Consider the following 14,361-nt stretch of genomic DNA (forward strand, 5'->3'; position numbering starts at 1 on the left):
AGGCTCACTAACTAGAGTTAGTGAGCCCGTTTAGGCTATTAGGCCTGATTAGTCGGTTTTTTTGTTAAGAAACGTCATGTATAAACTTTTAAGCTGTTTCCTATCAAGACTACTATCTTCTAATACTGTATTGACAATATGTTTAGCTTCTTTAAGTGCCAGTAAGCAATCTTTATTGCCAAATGAACGTTTCTTAGCTTCAAGCAAAATCTTTCTGATGTGCTCAGTATTCCATTCCCCAGTAATTTCCAAAATCATTCGCGCATCATAGCCAGTGTTCCTAAAAGTCGTTACGATTTTGCCTCCATACTTAACGTCACACCAACTCATCAAACCTGCGGCAATATGAAGTACTTCAGTTTTCGCTATAGTTGATTCCGTCGTAAGCGATTCACTAGCATAAACTCCCTGAGTGAAAAATACGCAAAAAACCAAAATTAGCTTTACTATTTGTCTCATAATTATACTAACCATCTGATATTAAGTTTATTATAGATAACAAAGTATCCCAATTCATCATGATACTCTAACCATAAATATCTTCAAAACGGGAGATATTTAAATGAAACCAACACCAACTACTCTGACATTCAACGAATACCTAGCAGAATCGAGAACACTTGACGCAGCTCGTAAATGGTTGAGAAAGTACACAGCTAAAACAGGCAAGGTACTCAATAAAAGGCTGAAACTACTACTTGAACGCGTTTTATCAAGCTTGTTTGAGTCAAGTGAAGCAACTAAGTTAAGTCGCCAAATCAACGCTTACACTACAACTCTTGTTTCTTCATTTGAAGAACTGCAACAACTCGCGAAAGAAGTCGTTAACGACACCAACGACCAAGCCAATCAATCTAAGCAGCTTAAAACCCTTGCGATACAAACAAGACAAATGACCAGCCAGTGTTTAACGACTCTAGAAGACTACCGACGTTCAAGCACTAAAGGCGGTAGACTTGCTCGTGGTAGCAAAATCGATGAAAAGCTATACGCCGAAGCTATTCGTAAACTTGAAGCAATAGAAAAGCTCTGTGACCAGACATCAAAAGCAGCGGCATTTCTGGCAATAGACAACGTAGAAGCCGCTAGTAAACAACTACAAGCTGTCATCAACGCCAAACTTTAATCCCTCTAGCCCTCGCATCACGTTGAGGGTTTTTTTTGTGTTCAATAACCTGCTCAAAAACTCCTTATAAATACTTGCATATGAGAAATGCATCTTCTCATGCACCGAATGATTCCAATTCCTGCTAGTCAGCCGCGCTAGTGGTGCACAAAGCGGCTATTCTAAAATTACAACATAGAGGCAATAACATGAAAAATGCAGGCGGCAGACCAGAACGGTTTGATGAGATAGCCAGTGCCGAACTGGCAATATTGTCTTGTCTAGGTATCAAATCGATTAGCTCTCTAGCTCGTGAGAATGAATGCTCACGCAACACAGTAATCAAGTACGTTAATCGTTATTCAGAAAGACTAGAGGTACTTGGGTATGCAGATTAACTTGAACCACGTTCAACGTGACACTTCAAACCGCTGGCTGTTGAGTGCCGTTCTTGATGCCATTCAATATCAATCACCAGAATCATTTCAAGCTTCTTGTCGTGTCGCTGGTGGACTTGATCAATGGCTAAACGAGAAAGAGCTAGAAACACTCTTATCTGCTCGTGAAAACGAGTTAAAGCAAATACAACAACAAGCCGAGTATGAACAAATCAAAAAGACTAGAGAAGAATCTAGAGTTCTATATGCCTACGACAAGTACAACGATTCAACCAAGTGGGTTGTGGGTAGAACGACATTAGACCGTGAACAAATGACTTTTACTAACACTCAGTTTAAAGATTGGGTTCAACGTCAACTGGAGCGTAAAGACATTACAGTGTCACAACGAGAAGATCTGCTAGCCGCTAATTTCTGGCTAGCGAAGGCAAAGACAATAATCATTAAAAACGGGATTTAAAATATGTACTTCCAAGAATTAAAAAAAGCAGCTTCAGCTTTGGACAGTGGCTTTCTTTACAGCGTCGTTAGTCGATTAGCGACACTTGAACAACAATCACCAAACGCTGTTAAAACTTATCAATCAGAATTTGAAAACACGTTGAAAGACAAATCAATTGAATATCTTGTAACAGTTGAGCCACGACTAGGTAGCAAGAAATCGATGGAAGACTTAGCCGATGATATTAAGTACTTGCTTCATGGCAAGCACCTCGACCAGTTCATGCGCGAGTGTCAGCACTACTCTAGCATGTCTAAACCAGTAGCTAAAACAGATAGCCACGCTTTCCGAGACTGGCTTCGAATCAATAGAAAATAATTAAAGGATATTGAACATGCGACTAACTAAAGAACAAAAACGAATCGCTGAACTTGAAGCCGCTTTGTACTCTGCCGAGTTAAAATTGGAACGCTTAGAAGAAGCTGAAGAACTAAAGATTACTAAATCAAGCATTACAGTTAAACCAGTCGAATTAACGAGTTTTAAACAACATAGCCGCGCTATTGATGATGAAATCCTAGCTTCTCAGTATCTCAGCACAGGTCAAACTGATGCACTAGCCGAACTGCGTTGGATGGTGATTCATTGTCGTACACCTCAGCAAGTTATTGACTATGAAAAACAGTTAATGAGAACAAAAGCCTCAACTTGTTCCGCTAGTTTAATAGGTCAATTAGCTCGTGACGTTTCGATTAAATCAGCACTCGGTTCAGCCATTACAAAACAACTAGCTGTATTCAATGCTCTATTCGAATTAGACCGAATTCAGTCTTCAGATGAAATGGATATTTCAGACTTCTTACAAGACTCAGAACGTAAAGATGCCTCTTCAATTTTGGCGACATCAACAGCGAATTTAAGTGACCTAATAGAACTACGTAAAGCGCGTGTGAATGGTTCTTTTGAACAGATTTCCAATGTGTTAGATAAGATTTTGAGTGAGGATTAAAGTGAATAATAAAGAAAGACTAGAACTGGAACGCTACGATATCAAAGTAGATATTCGTCGACATAGCATTATGGCTGATATTCTGTTGGAACTGGACGACAACTCTGTGTTGAAGTCAGCCGCAACTAGACGAAAGAAGAAAGTTATTGAATTAGAGAAAGAACTGAAAGCTATTGAAATGGCTTTAGAGTTGTTGAATTAAGCGAGCAAATGCTCGCTTTTTAGGTCTTCTTACTGGTACTTGAGTCTTACTCTCGCTCTATACGTTCCCATTGGTGTTGGTAGAAACCTGCTTCATCACGGCAATCTTCACATTGAACGCCCTCTATCCCATCTTCACTCAACTCAATAGCTTGTGCTAAATCTTCGCTAGGAATAAGTTTATCGCAACCATTATGATGACCACCTGGATCTGTGACACCGGTGCAGTTCATTTCGATGAACGGTTCTAATACTTGTTTCTGTGCGTCTGACAGGCTATCAAAACCGTTGTCAATAGCTCGTTGAGCAATCCCACCGACCATTTGAGCTTGATTATCAAATGCACCATGTTCTTGTAATGTACGCAATAATGCTTCCATTTCTAACCTCACTTAGATTATTGTTATCAAGGGTTGGATATGCACATTATCACATGGGTTAACTTTGTTCTATCATAAAAACTCGATGAATCAGGACTGTTCTTAGCCACTCTTTACAGTACGGTATTACCAAGTTGATACCTCAAATAAATTGGGCGAAGCTGCACTTTTTGGGGTCTACCACCTGATAATGACCGTTACACGCTCTGGTGTTGACGAAACGCTGAAACTAAACCCTTCCTTGATGAAATACGACCGTAGCCAATCAACTAGCCGATATCTAGCGTTTACGATGTGGTCAAGCGTCAACACTGTAACAGTCTCGCCTTGCTCGGCTTTCTTTCGGACTTCAGCAATAGCGAAGTCTACGACACGCTGACGCGCTTCTGTTACGTCGGTCTTGAAACGTATGGCTGGTTCATATGTCGCGGCTCTGATTGATTCAAGAAGCATGTCTACCACCCCTGAATTCTTTTCTAAACTCACTAGGCGTTGCATCTGCAAGTTCCAGTAGCTCTTCTTGGCTCCATTCTTCAATAGCCGTTAAGAGTCGGTCAAAGTACTGACAATCGTTATCAGTTAAACCATTCCTTCTCTTTTGATCGGTTTCGTGGATTTGTTCCCAGATACGTTCAACAAAATAAGAACGGTCGAATTGTTGACTAGAAAAGTGTTCTTCTGGATTGATGTTTTGACTTGATAATAAGCTTGGACAAAGCATTTTGATTCACCTCTTTTTCGTTTGTTGTATTTATCTATCCATAAAATTCAAACCAAAAAAAGCAGCCTTACGGCTGCTCAACAAAACGAGAGGTTTTACGATTGAAGTGAATTAACAAATTCAATCGTATTTATACAAGCAGTCTGGTAGACAGCTTAAAAACATCTAAAAGGTTTACAATCAAGAATTCTGAAAACATTCAACTGTATTTATAAAAGGCAAATGTATGTCAAAAGCATTTTAACGTCTAGATTCGACTCTAAGCGAATTTAAAGACTCATTTAAAAAGTATACTACTAGAGAGTCAAAACCGTCTTAGAATCGCATTGAAGGGCTCTAGCTTACGCTATACAAGTCAAAGACATTGTGAGCGAAGCGAACGTGCCGAAGGCACCAATTAAAGACTTGAAAGAACCAAATTGGAAGAACCGGAAAAATTCCGCATCATCTTAGTAGTTTTAGTAGTTTTAGTAGTTTTAGTGAAGTTAGAGATATTAGTAATATTAGAAAACAAGCCAGTTCTAGTTGAAAACCACTAGCTCACGCTATACAAGTCAAATACCGTATAGATTCGACTCTAAGCGAATTTAAAGACTCATTTAACAAAGTGCACTACTAGCCAGTTGAAACCATCTTAGAATCGCGTTGAAGAGCATCTAGCTTGCGCTATACAAGTCAAAGATAACTAACAAGCAATCAAAAGCTAAACTGTCCGGTAGCACGCAGTGCTATCGAAAGACGGTGACTGCGTAGCAGTCTCTTAGTCTACCAATAGAGACTATTCAAAGAACCACAAGTACCATCTACTTGTAATAAGCGAAGCGATAACAAGGTGAGCCGAAGGCGAACGGGCGAAGCCCCAATTGAAGACCTATTGAAGCCGCGTTCCAAGAACGACCAATTAGACGCTTCGCGTCGGTCGCTTCGCTCCCAGTTCTATTCTTGTTGTTCTCCCTTGGACTCTCGTTCTCTTTCTCGTTACTCGTATTAGTGTTCCTCTTAAATCCAATCTCATAACCTATTGTTTTTACTAGGCTAGTCTTTTTAATATGTACGCAAAAGTGTACTTGATATGTACTTCTAAACGTACGCAACACTTAACTAAAATGTACGCGAAAGTGTACGTGAGATTGAGTCAAAGTGTACGTTGAAACGTACGCGAAATTGCGCACTACTCCACTGTGTCACCTGCCCGTTCGAAAGTAATTTCAACTTTTTTCACTCAAACCATCAATCCTCGATCTGACTTGTTATAAATAGAAGTGTAGAAACAAGAAAAGAGAGAATGATGAGAATGATGAGAATGATGAGAATCAAAAAACCACGTAGAACCCCAGAACAGAAGCGATTAATTTACGACTTGTACTTGAACAGCGAACTGACCATCGATGAGATAAGCAAGCAATACAGAATATCAACTTCAACTATCTACAAAATCGTTAGAGAAATCGAAAATGAGAGCTAAGGCATATTTGAAAGTCAGTGTTCCTATCGCTATAGCTGAAGCACTGCAAGAACTACCTGAATACAACAAGATATCTATTACGCAAATTATTTTCGACCTAACCCAAAGTAAACTAAAGAACAACTCCAATGAGAGTAATGAGGTATCACATGAATCAACCATTAACTAAAAAAGCAACGCTATTCACCAATAACAATTTAATTCAAGTTCGATTGCAAGAACAAACTGGTCAACGCTCATATAAAGAATTAGTCAAACGTGTGACTTTGAAGAAAACCGATAAGTTAAATGTACGTACATTGATTGAATACGACCGCAAAGATAAGCAGCTTGATTCAAAACATGACCAACTGTCAAAGAAGATTTCTCGTAAACTACACAGCACTGCCGAGTTGTATACGGCTGTTACTGGCAATTACTTTATAGCTCTTGATGCAAGTACCGCTCAAGTACTATTTGCAGACATCAACAGTCATGAAATTGCAATCGCTTGTGTTAAACATGTAGATAGTAATGATCTCGGTGAAGTCCATAACGGTGAAGCAAAAATCGTGCACGGAAAACTAAAAGAGACTACAACTCTTTTAATCAATGACGAAGTCAGCTTCGGCGCAATTATACAAAATGCTTGTGATACATTTAACCGTTCAAAAGACGAAATACTATCGATTATTAAAAGTAACATCGAGGAAAAGCAAGTGCATGAGGCTAAACCAAAACGAATCCCTGTTGAGGCTAATCTTACTTTGAACTGGCAAGTAGAAGAAATCGAATTAGTTATTGAAGAGGATGAGATTGAAGCTTTATTTGAACAAGACAACGACGAAGTAGACCTAGACAAAACAACCAATAACTTGATCAGTTCATTAGCGATTAACTACAACCGTGACTTGCTAAAGGCGATTAAGCCGTTAGTTGAACCAGAGCATGTCGAATACCTTGAAGACATAGTTAAGCTACTTGATAAAGGCATGAGACTGCTGCCAGATAGGTTCACGATTGAGAAGATCACTCAGTTCTATCCCTTGATGTTCTGCAACGCAAATTTCCGACAAACTGAAAAACTTATCGCCGAAGAAGAGTGCCGGTTAGCTAGTGCTGCCCTAGCCTATAAAAACTGGTCTGAAGAAGAAGCACAATTTGAATTGCTTGAAGTGTAAACTAAACTGTGACGGCTATATGCAAAAGATAACCCATCTCACATTCGAAGTATATTGATGCTAATTATCCAGATTTTCACTTGACTGAGGCTTACAAACGAGAAAGATTAAAGTTAAATCATAATAGACTGCAATTTAACATGAATATCTGTACTCGTTATCAATGTGATACTTGCGACACCTTAATCGACTGCCGTATTGGAATGTCTAACCGCCAAGTCCAACCATTTCAGTTCGCATGTCCTGAGTGTAATGAACAAATCACTTTTACCTTAGGTCTTGATGATCTTGAAGGTGCTACCGAAATCAAAGAGTTTGAAGGTCTATTTTCAGGTGAGAACCCTTTTATAGACCTACACTTAGACTTTCCAGTATCATTCGGCAACTATGAGCAAGGGAACACCGCGTTTATGCGTGTTATCCATTCAATCGGACAAGATTCTTATCGCCATTTGTTTACTCGTTTAGATTTGCTCAATAGATTGAGTGGTCATCACCGAAACTTGCGTAGACTAATATCTCAATACAAACGTGGCGACATAAAGGCATTTGAGAAAGTAGTTAAAAGCCTTGCTGATTTAGAGTTTGTAAAGCTCAAGTCTCACAAACAAGAAGACGTTATTGCAGCTCTGTATTCTGCTACGTCGATTATGTCTTCTCCTCTTACAGTGCATGAACACAATACTGAACTAAGTAAGGGAATGCCGAAATTGCTTTTTACATTGTACTCTGAACACAATGACAACTTAAACGCCTTCTTCGATAGTATACTCAAAACAGGATTTCTAAAGACTGTTCATCATGACTGTATAAGCCTATACCCTAAGTTAATTAAGTTAGAATTACCTCTTCGCCCAGCTTTGTATTACGACTACTCTGAAGAAGATCTTGGTGACGTTCCGGCTAGAGTATCAACAGAAAGCTTCGATACTTGTAACAATACATATAAAGACCTCGCCGAAGTATACTCACGACAACTAGTTTTAGTCGCAGGGTTAAACAATTTGATACATCGAGGTGACTTCAATTTATTTTCAGACGAAATTCGAATAAGTAAGAAAAATAATAAAGTGATAAAAGAGTTCTCTTCTTTAGCCGAATATGCCAATGTTGACTTAGGCAGGAAACTCGCAGCTATAGATAACTCTTTCTTTAATTTTGATGAAGATGCAATAGATACGCGCTTAAGAAACGGCATAGCGCATTACAAGTACGAGTACGATGAAGCGAATCAAATCATCACTTACAGCTCGGCTAAAGAAGGTCTGACTAGAGATAAAACCATTGAAATGAGTTTTATGCTCTTCTTGAGAAAAATGCTTCTTCTATTTCGTGAAGTTCATAGCCTGAACCATGTCATCAAAGCACTTCTCTATCATTGTGTTTTGGTTTTAAAGAAAGAAGTTTAAATCAGGGTCACAACGATGAAATAAATAAAGCCCCTTGATGGGGCTTAGATTTACCATTTAACGTCTGAACCACTGTTTATTGGTTTACGTGCTGATCGGAGGTCTTGACGAACTTCACCTATATCCATTTCACTAACTTCTTTTAACTCTTGTTCAGACAGACCTGTATTGCAATACACTATACTTTTCTCATACGCTTGGTGATAAGACTCTACAGCGAGAGTCGCGTCATCAAAATATGAGTACCATTGAACGTAATTCTCTAGTACGTCATCAGCATGACACTGACCATATGAATAAACTCCAGCATCATAGTCAAGACCAACTTCATCTGAGTTTCTTTTGAAACTCTCGAAATCGTCTTTTTTAATGCTCGTTTTCAGTCTATTCACATGTCGCTTCTTCAGTTTATTTAAGTTACGAACCAATAGCCTAAGGAGTATATCTTCATTAAGATAACACCCATTTCAAGCGATACTTTTTATTGATCCTCTTATCTTATCAAGATTAACTCCATTGCGATTTACAGGTAAAGCATCATCTGGTCGTTCACCTTCATTTGACTTCGTCCAATATTTCATTTCACCGTTTATGTTCTTTTCATATTTGATCGTGTAGTTATTGATCGTTCCATCTTCAATAAGTTCTTTCCAAGGAGACTTAGCTAATGCTCTTGGTGAAGTTGAACCAGTAATGTGTTCTACACCACGGCTATCTTTGTAATAGAAGTGAGGTGGTTGTTTCTTTTTCTTTTTTTCCTCTACTGGTGTTTCTTTATTTGTATCACGCCATGACACATTCAAACCGATCTTCTTTGCCAAATCGAAGTCATTAATTGTTGGTTGTAGCTTTCTATACTGTGATACCTTTTCTTTAATATCAGATAAAACTTGATCCCTTTCAACTTCTCGACGTCGCTCCAACTCTTTAGTCAACGCGTCTATATTTTTAATAAGCTCTTCAGTAGAAATCTCGTTGGCATCAACGTCAGTTCGCAAGCCTAAACCGTCTTTTGGATTATACATAACACCCTCATCAATCCAGTTTTCCAGATGTTCCAATACACCTATCTTAATAGATATATTAATCTACATAATATAGAAGACTTTGGCGACACATAGCTTCACACTTTGAACTATCCACATACCTTAATTTTCCATTCAAACTAGTTAGTAACTGAAACCTTTGTTCTCTGCACCGTTGACACGCCGACACCTAGCTGCTGAGCTGTTTTGCGAATCGATAGACCACTTTCAAGACAATCTAATATCGCTTGCTTATCTACTGTGGCAGTGCGACCTTTGTACTTCCCTGCTGCTTTCGCTTTAGCAATGCCCTCTGCCTGACGTTCAAGAAGCATTTGACGCTCAAACTGATACACCGAACCTAGTAAGTTCAACAACAGCTCATTCATTGGGTTACTCTTGTCAGCACTGAACAGCATATTCTCTTTAATAAACTGAACCGCTACTGACTTGTTGTTAAAGAACTCGATCAGACCTAATAGGTCTTTCATGTCACGTGCAAGACGTGAGATGTCATGAACCACAACCGTGTCACCTTCACGTACGTACTCTTTCAATCTCTGTAGCTCTACTCTATCAGTTGTTGATCCGCTACATTTATCAGTAAACACTTTATCCAGTTCAACACCATCGAGCTGGCGAACTGTGTTCTGCTGCACAGTCGATACCCTAATATAGCCAACTTTACTCATAATACACTCACTGTATTCATTTAACTCTAGATATGGATACTATAGGATGTATTCAAGGCACAATTCAACCCTATTGAACACAATTAACGTATTCAATCGAATGTGTTCTTAGACAGTAGTCAAATGAATACAAAAAGCCCTCCGTATTTCTACGAGGGCTAGTGATTCAATCAGCAAGTAGTTTTTCAAGTGACTCTATTCGTTCACCGTTGTGCTTAGTCGTGGATTTTATGGAATCAATATCACCCAAAATGATATCCGTTCTTTCAAGCATTACGTCTTGCTGTGCTGACAAGGTATATAACGTTGAGTTCAACTGAGCGTAGTTATTTGAAAATGAGATGTTTGAAATTGCTAATGGCATGATAATAACCAACAACCCAGCTAGTAATCTATTCATTTCCACCACCCAGTTGTTCAAGTAGTTCTCTACGTTTCCGTTCTCGCTCAGATTGCTGAAGTAACGCTTCTTCTTGAGACACCAAACGACTTTGCTCGTGTTGCTTCATCTTTTCTCGAATGGCGTTGATTCGTTTATCTGCTTCTTCTTGGTACTCTTGGTCTTTAAGCTGGTCGCGGCGATACTCATCTAAAGAACCTACCATTCTCAGCAAATCAAGAGAATTGCCCGTCCACCCCTGTTCATCTTCTTCTTTGCTGCTATTAGTCCGAACTAAATTTAAGAAACTCATAACGCCTCCAAATCAGCTTCAAGTGAAGCAAGAAGAGCTTCTTTTTCCGACCGCGACAAGTCATTGATGATTGATAATTCCAACTTGGACGCACGGTTAGTAACCCGTTTTATTTCAGCTTCACAGATCGCCGTGATTGCTCTTTCAGCTAGTACTACACCAAACGCACCAGACAACACCATTTTAAGAATTTGACTTGTGTCGATGTCACCAGCACCAGTCAATGGCATTGACATATCTTTTAACTTCTTCTCTCTATTTTCGATGTCTCGCAATTCTGCTTTGCGTTCTAGCTTTTGTAGTTCAGCGGCTTTCTTTCGCCTTGCAGCGCCACTACGTCGCCCTGCTTCTTTAGCTTTCTCGTTATCAGTGAAATGAAGATTTTCTTTTTTCATACTTGTTCAACCTGTTCATTAATACAGATATATTTATTCAACAGATTGAAACCAATAAAAAACCGCCCATTGAAGGCGGTTCTTGATGATTTAAAGTAATTTTTAGGTCAATACATGGTTAATTCATCAAAACGAATCTTGTTTATTACTTGTTCATCTTTACAGAACAACAACTCTCATCATTACTCATGCATCTATTCCAATAGTGGTTTTAGTCGTCTATTAACTGCCATGCCATTATCAACAAACTGTACTGCTCCATTCTTACTGACTTTGAATTCAAACTGCTCATCAGTGACAAATGTAATCGAAACAACTGGTTCAGATTTTAAATCATGACCCCGTAACTTAACCACAATGCTCTTACAGATGCTGTTGATTAGCGTTCTACATTTCAATCTAGCTTCTTTATCATTAGTTCGTGCTTTATCAGCCAATTCCACCAGCTTATTAACCCACTTCTGAACATCACTTTGATTAACATCTGGCTTCTGTGAGTCGCGTTCTTTAATCAGCTTTTGTTTTTCCAATTTGAGTCTATCGTGAGCATCTTTGAACAAATCCCAAGGAGCACCTGCTGTAACCTGTTCAACAATATGTTTAACTTTGTTGTCTACTTCGTCTATTAAAGCAGAGTAGTTAACATTGTTAACTGTAGGCACTAAAGACTGAGGTTCAACACCAATACATGCTGCAAACAATACCGCACTTTCTATTGGCTCTAAGAACACAGATGAACAACAAGAGCTTGTTTCTTTATGAGTTAAACAATGTAGTCGTGTAACTGTTTTACTGTACTCACCAGACCGCTTATATTGCTTTTGTGTTTGAGCACCTAACCCACCTCCGCAATAGCCACAAGTTGTAAACCCTTTGCCATGACCAGTAATCAAGTGAACAGCTTCACCTCGACCATGCATTGTTTTACTTCGCTTTGATCTATGCTGTTGTAACGCTAACCACTTGGATTTTGAAATCAACGCTGGGTAGAAGTCTTCAAGATCGTAGTCAACACCTTGAACGTTGATTCGCTTCATTCCATATAAAGCATGAGACTTAACGATGTTTGCAACTGTAGTCTGTCCCCAAGCACTACGTTTACCTGATAGAGTTGGTATGCTTTCTTCTGTCAGTTGTCTGGCTATCTTTAGAGAACCTATCCCTTGATTGTACAGACTCAATATTCGACGAATAACTTCTACACGTTCATTAAAAGAGTACGTATCATCGGCTTTGTTGAAATTAAGCCAACTAGGGTCAGCACCTAGTCGTCGAATTTTTCCATTCGATTGATACTGGTTCAAAGCACTCTTTAAGAAAGCATTTGAACGACGTTGTTTAGTTTCAGACTCTTCATTCGCTCGAATCATCACAACGAGTGACATGATTAACTTGAATGGGTTTTGTTGAATCTCTTCCCGAGAATAAACTTGATTGTCTGCGGCAGTTACGACCGTTATACCAGACAGAATCAAGTCACTTAATGCCGATTGAGCTATTAATGGGTCTTCACGGCTCAAACGGTCTAACGATTCAACTACCAGCACTGAACCAGATTGAACCTTGCCTGCTGTTACCGCCGCCAAGAACTGACCAAATGCTCCCTTTGTCTTATGAACGCCATGAAACGCACTAAGCCCCTTGTCCATCATGGTTAAGCTCTTATCTAGCTCTAAGCCATGCTCTAGGGCGTATTGCTCAGCGAAATGTGACTGGCGTTCGATTGATGTGCCTTTAGCTTGTTCAGGGCGGCTAAAACGCATATAACTGTATACTTTTCTCATTGTTACACCATACTACAAAATGTAAGTTATCACTATACATTGGACGGACGGAAGTTTTGGCTATTTCCCGTCCTACACGCTCGGTGCGATGTACGCTGCACAATTTATGGCAGCAATGAAACAAACCGTCGATGTAGATGCGGTTATTCGTTCTGGCGACTTAGCTCCGATATTCAATTGGCTCTCGGAAAACATCTGGAGTAAAGGTAGCTTATTCACCACTGATGAGTTGGTAAAACAAGCCACGGGTGAAACACTGAATGCTAAACACTTTCAAGCTCACCTAAAAGATCGCTACTTATAAAGCGAAAAGAATAGAAAGTAAAAGCCCAAGGTTCGTATGTTCCTTGGGCTTTTTGTAGGCTCTCTATGTGTTATGCCAAGCTAGGGATGAGCCTAGGCTTGTACAAACAGTCCTCACCCTCTGGTCTAGTTTTAAACCGACGATGAAGCCACATATACTGGCTCGGACTTGCCATGATTGATGTTTCAACTATTTGATTCACGAATGCGGCGGCGCGTTGATGATCCTCTTTCGGGAAACCTTCGACGGGCGCACTAATGGTTAGGGTATAGTGTCCGTCTTTTCCTCTTACCATCGTAAAAGGCACAATGGCGCAATCTGTAGAATCAACCAACAAACTTGTACCTGTCGTAGTACAAGCATTTTTAACGGCAAATAACGGTGCAAATGTCGAGCGTCGGTTACCATAATCGTGGTCCGGTGCATACCAAACCCGCTCACCCGCTTTAAGTGCTTCAAGCATGGCTTTGACGTTTTTACGATCAATCAGTGTACGATTAGAGCGAGAGCGTCCCTTATACTGAAAATAATCAAAGCACGGATTATTGTTTGGGCGATAAACACCGGTTCCAGACTTTTTAATGCCAAAAGCTCGAGCACCTAACTCTAGATTCATTGAGTGTACGGCCAACATTAATGCACCTTTGCCTGACTTCTCTAAAGCCTCTAGATGCTCCATGCCTTTTATCGTGACGTGTTTGTTTACCCGTTTATCTGACCAAAACCATGCCATTGCGGTCTCAAAAAGTGCGATGCCAGTATTGTCGATGTTGTCTTTTAGAATTGCTTCGCGTTGGCATTTTTCCATATGAGGGAAGCAAAGCTCAAGATTGCGTCTGATCGTAACTTGACGTTTTCTCATGAATCGCATAGCTAAACGACCAATGTTGCGTCCCAAAGCTAGTTGAACTTTAAAAGGAAGGAGGCTAAGTAAGTACATCACGCTAATGATAATTAACGTTCCCCAGTAACGAGGCAAAAGAAATTCGGCCTTGAATGCAGGCTTTTTGTATTTGTTCATGTAAGTATTGTCAGATGTGCCCATCTATAAGTGATAAAAACAATGATAATGGACTGCACTTTTATCATTGATAACGCTAATAACATAAATTAAAGCGCGCGGATTCTATGGTTCTTCGACACACTACACAATAAGAACTTTGCAGAAATATGTAGGGA

21 protein-coding genes and 1 pseudogene are annotated in these 14,361 nt (G+C 39.5%); 10 read left to right on the forward strand and 12 right to left on the reverse strand.

Annotation, left to right across the window (positions count from 1 at the left end):
* Window positions 1–48 precede the first annotated feature (48 nt).
* The gene (locus R8N49_RS06370; RefSeq protein ID WP_318189884.1) at window positions 49–459 is read right to left on the reverse strand and encodes a hypothetical protein; all 411 of its coding nucleotides are present in this window, start codon (window positions 457–459) and stop codon (window positions 49–51) included.
* Between the two features lie 103 nt (window positions 460–562).
* Between R8N49_RS06370 and R8N49_RS06375 the strand changes: the two genes are divergently transcribed.
* From R8N49_RS06375 to R8N49_RS06400, 6 genes are all read left to right on the forward strand, one after another.
* A complete protein-coding gene (locus R8N49_RS06375; RefSeq protein WP_318189885.1) occupies window positions 563–1,126 on the forward strand; it encodes a hypothetical protein in 564 nt (187 codons plus the stop codon).
* A 188-nt stretch (window positions 1,127–1,314) separates the two neighbouring features.
* On the forward strand, window positions 1,315–1,503 hold the full coding sequence (locus R8N49_RS06380; protein ID WP_158156293.1) for a hypothetical protein: 189 nt from the start codon (window positions 1,315–1,317) through the stop codon (window positions 1,501–1,503).
* On the forward strand, window positions 1,493–1,963 hold the full coding sequence (locus R8N49_RS06385; RefSeq protein WP_318189886.1) for a hypothetical protein: 471 nt from the start codon (window positions 1,493–1,495) through the stop codon (window positions 1,961–1,963). Before R8N49_RS06380 ends, R8N49_RS06385 begins: the two co-directional genes overlap by 11 nt.
* 3 nt (window positions 1,964–1,966) lie before the next feature.
* The gene (locus tag R8N49_RS06390) at window positions 1,967–2,323 is read left to right on the forward strand and encodes a hypothetical protein (RefSeq protein ID WP_318189887.1); all 357 of its coding nucleotides are present in this window, start codon (window positions 1,967–1,969) and stop codon (window positions 2,321–2,323) included.
* A 16-nt stretch (window positions 2,324–2,339) separates the two neighbouring features.
* Window positions 2,340–2,954, forward strand: coding sequence for a hypothetical protein (locus R8N49_RS06395; RefSeq protein ID WP_158156287.1), 615 nt, complete (start codon window positions 2,340–2,342; stop codon window positions 2,952–2,954).
* 1 nt (window position 2,955) lies between these two features.
* Complete coding sequence (locus tag R8N49_RS06400) at window positions 2,956–3,156, forward strand: hypothetical protein (RefSeq protein ID WP_158156285.1); 201 nt, start codon at window positions 2,956–2,958, stop codon at window positions 3,154–3,156.
* A gap of 46 nt (window positions 3,157–3,202) precedes the next feature.
* On the opposite strand, the gene R8N49_RS06405 is transcribed toward R8N49_RS06400, so the two are convergent.
* The 3 genes from R8N49_RS06405 to R8N49_RS06415 all read right to left on the reverse strand — a co-directional run bounded on the left by R8N49_RS06405 (window position 3,203) and on the right by R8N49_RS06415 (window position 4,256).
* Window positions 3,203–3,535, reverse strand: coding sequence for a hypothetical protein (locus R8N49_RS06405; RefSeq protein WP_158156283.1), 333 nt, complete (start codon window positions 3,533–3,535; stop codon window positions 3,203–3,205).
* Window positions 3,536–3,712: 177 nt separating this feature from the next.
* Window positions 3,713–3,988, reverse strand: a complete 276-nt coding sequence (locus tag R8N49_RS06410; protein ID WP_318189888.1) for a hypothetical protein — start codon at window positions 3,986–3,988, stop codon at window positions 3,713–3,715.
* Window positions 3,978–4,256, reverse strand: a complete 279-nt coding sequence (locus R8N49_RS06415) for a hypothetical protein (RefSeq protein WP_318189889.1) — start codon at window positions 4,254–4,256, stop codon at window positions 3,978–3,980. The genes R8N49_RS06410 and R8N49_RS06415 overlap by 11 nt, the downstream gene beginning before the upstream one ends.
* Window positions 4,257–5,710: 1,454 nt before the next feature.
* Between R8N49_RS06415 and R8N49_RS06420 the strand changes: the two genes are divergently transcribed.
* The 3 genes from R8N49_RS06420 (at window position 5,711) to R8N49_RS06430 (ending at window position 8,290) form a co-directional block, all read left to right on the forward strand.
* Window positions 5,711–5,890 (forward strand): hypothetical protein, encoded by a 180-nt coding sequence (locus R8N49_RS06420; RefSeq protein ID WP_318189890.1) that lies wholly within the window; start codon window positions 5,711–5,713, stop codon window positions 5,888–5,890.
* On the forward strand, window positions 5,871–6,881 hold the full coding sequence (locus R8N49_RS06425; RefSeq protein ID WP_318189891.1) for a hypothetical protein: 1,011 nt from the start codon (window positions 5,871–5,873) through the stop codon (window positions 6,879–6,881). Before R8N49_RS06420 ends, R8N49_RS06425 begins: the two co-directional genes overlap by 20 nt.
* A gap of 203 nt (window positions 6,882–7,084) precedes the next feature.
* Complete coding sequence (locus R8N49_RS06430) at window positions 7,085–8,290, forward strand: hypothetical protein (RefSeq protein ID WP_318189892.1); 1,206 nt, start codon at window positions 7,085–7,087, stop codon at window positions 8,288–8,290.
* A 50-nt stretch (window positions 8,291–8,340) separates the two neighbouring features.
* Here R8N49_RS06430 and R8N49_RS06435 read toward each other — a convergent pair whose 3' ends face one another.
* The 7 genes from R8N49_RS06435 to R8N49_RS06465 form a co-directional block, all read right to left on the reverse strand.
* Window positions 8,341–8,682, reverse strand: coding sequence for a hypothetical protein (locus tag R8N49_RS06435; protein ID WP_318189893.1), 342 nt, complete (start codon window positions 8,680–8,682; stop codon window positions 8,341–8,343).
* 75 nt (window positions 8,683–8,757) lie between these two features.
* Complete coding sequence (locus tag R8N49_RS06440; RefSeq protein ID WP_318189894.1) at window positions 8,758–9,351, reverse strand: hypothetical protein; 594 nt, start codon at window positions 9,349–9,351, stop codon at window positions 8,758–8,760.
* 104 nt (window positions 9,352–9,455) lie between these two features.
* Window positions 9,456–10,007, reverse strand: a complete 552-nt coding sequence (locus tag R8N49_RS06445) for a recombinase family protein (protein ID WP_318189895.1) — start codon at window positions 10,005–10,007, stop codon at window positions 9,456–9,458.
* A 166-nt stretch (window positions 10,008–10,173) separates the two neighbouring features.
* Window positions 10,174–10,407, reverse strand: a complete 234-nt coding sequence (locus R8N49_RS06450) for a hypothetical protein (RefSeq protein ID WP_158156273.1) — start codon at window positions 10,405–10,407, stop codon at window positions 10,174–10,176.
* Window positions 10,400–10,699, reverse strand: coding sequence for a hypothetical protein (locus R8N49_RS06455; protein WP_318189896.1), 300 nt, complete (start codon window positions 10,697–10,699; stop codon window positions 10,400–10,402). Before R8N49_RS06455 ends, R8N49_RS06450 begins: the two co-directional genes overlap by 8 nt.
* Window positions 10,696–11,094: a hypothetical protein gene (locus R8N49_RS06460; protein WP_086046709.1), complete on the reverse strand. Its 399-nt coding sequence runs from the start codon at window positions 11,092–11,094 to the stop codon at window positions 10,696–10,698. Before R8N49_RS06460 ends, R8N49_RS06455 begins: the two co-directional genes overlap by 4 nt.
* 194 nt (window positions 11,095–11,288) lie before the next feature.
* Window positions 11,289–12,878 (reverse strand): recombinase family protein, encoded by a 1,590-nt coding sequence (locus R8N49_RS06465; protein ID WP_318189897.1) that lies wholly within the window; start codon window positions 12,876–12,878, stop codon window positions 11,289–11,291.
* Window positions 12,879–12,912: 34 nt separating this feature from the next.
* Here R8N49_RS06465 and R8N49_RS06470 point away from each other — a divergent pair.
* A pseudogene (locus tag R8N49_RS06470) lies at window positions 12,913–13,182 on the forward strand (carboxypeptidase M32); the annotation flags it as partial.
* A gap of 70 nt (window positions 13,183–13,252) precedes the next feature.
* Here R8N49_RS06470 and R8N49_RS06475 read toward each other — a convergent pair.
* Window positions 13,253–14,203 carry an LpxL/LpxP family Kdo(2)-lipid IV(A) lauroyl/palmitoleoyl acyltransferase gene (locus R8N49_RS06475; RefSeq protein WP_042522548.1) on the reverse strand — a complete coding sequence of 317 codons (951 nt, stop codon included), beginning with the start codon at window positions 14,201–14,203 and terminating at the stop codon, window positions 13,253–13,255.
* Window positions 14,204–14,361: the final 158 nt, after the last annotated feature.

It is taken from the genome of Vibrio sp. 1978 (genome assembly GCF_033344345.1).